The 1,438-nt window shown below is 72.4% G+C and carries 2 protein-coding genes; both read right to left on the bottom strand.

The window, feature by feature from the left end; genetic code table 11:
- Nucleotides 1-207: MBL fold metallo-hydrolase (locus JNW87_RS38650; RefSeq protein ID WP_238455468.1), on the bottom strand; the 207-nt coding region annotated here is incomplete at its 3' end.
- Between the two features lie 222 nt (nt 208-429).
- Nucleotides 430-1,395 (bottom strand): PLP-dependent cysteine synthase family protein, encoded by a 966-nt coding sequence (locus JNW87_RS38655; protein ID WP_109802090.1) that lies wholly within the window; start codon nt 1,393-1,395, stop codon nt 430-432.
- Nucleotides 1,396-1,438: the final 43 nt, after the last annotated feature.

Below are 1,438 nucleotides of genomic sequence, written 5' to 3' on the forward strand. Positions count from 1 at the left end.
CACCGCGTCGAGCATGTGGTCGCAGTGCAGGTGGGTGAGAAGGATGGCGTCGGGGGCGTGCAGCCCGACGTAGCGCTGGAGCGTGGAGAGCGACCCCGAGCCGAAGTCGACCAGAAGCCGGAAGCCCTCCGCCTCGACCAGGTACGCGGAGCAGGGGGACTCGGGGCCGGGGAAGCTGCCCGCGCAGCCGAGGACCGTCAGTCGCATCCGGTCGTCCCAATGTCACGCCGCGTAGTCGACGCGCCGGCAACCGCCCCGTCGATGATCTCTACCGACGCGTACGCCACGCTGCGCAGCCTACGCGTCGCCACTGCGGGTCAAGAATCATCTGCCGGAACATGTCATCAACGTGACACCCGTACGCGTATCGCGCCGGCAGGGCGTCGACGGGCCGGCCGGCGTCCCCGCCGACCGGCCCGAACCGGCTCGTCAGGCCCAGAGCTGCCCCTCCAGGGCGTCCTCGGCGTCCGCGAGGGTGCCGCCGTAGGCCCCGGTCGACAGGTACTTCCAGCCGCCGTCGCAGACCACGAACGCGACGTCGGCCCGGCGGCCGTCCCGCACCGCCTCGTGCGCCACCGCGAGAGCGGCGTGCAGGATCGCGCCGGTGGAGAACCCGGCGAAGATGCCCTCCACCTCGACGAGCTGACGGGTGCGCAGCACCGCGTCCCGGGTGCCCACCGAGAAGCGGCGCGACAGCACGGTCGCGTCGTACAGCTCGGGGACGTACCCTTCGTCGATGTTGCGCAGGCCGTAGACCAGCTCGCCGTAGCGGGGCTCGGCGGCGACGACCTGGATGCCGTCGACCTTCTCCCGCAGGTAGCGCCCGGTGCCCATCAGGGTCCCGGTGGTGCCCAGACCGGCTACGAAGTGGGTGATCGTCGGCAGGTCGTGCAGCAGCTCCGGCCCGGTCGTCTCGTAGTGCGCCCGGGCGTTCGCCTCGTTGCCGTACTGGTAGAGCATCACCCAGTCGGGGTGCTCGGCGGAGATCTGCTTCGCGGTGGCGACGGCCTGGTTCGAGCCGCCGGCGGCCGCCGAGAAGATGATCTCCGCGCCGTACATCCGGAGCAGTTGGACCCGCTCGGTGGAGACGTTCTCCGGCATCACGCAGACCAGCCGGTAGCCCCGCAGCTTGGCCACCATGGCCAGCGAGATGCCGGTGTTGCCGCTGGTCGGCTCCAGGATGGTGTCGCCCGGGCGGAGCCGGCCGGCCTCCTCCGCCGCGCGCACCATGAACAGGGCCGCGCGGTCCTTGATGCTGCCGGTCGGGTTCCGGTCCTCCAACTTCGCCCAGAGCCGCACCGGCGGCGCCCCCTCGGGCACCGTCGGCGAGAGCCGGGGCAGTCCGACCAGGGGCGTGCCGCCGCAGGCCTCGAGCAGGCTGTCGTACCGCGCCATCGCCGGCCGCCGGTCAGCGGGCGGCGACGGCCGACCGCGCCAC

Origin of the sequence: Micromonospora sp. ATA51 (genome assembly GCF_016802855.1) — a bacterium.
GTDB classification, from domain to species: Bacteria; Actinomycetota; Actinomycetes; order Mycobacteriales; family Micromonosporaceae; genus Micromonospora; species Micromonospora sicca.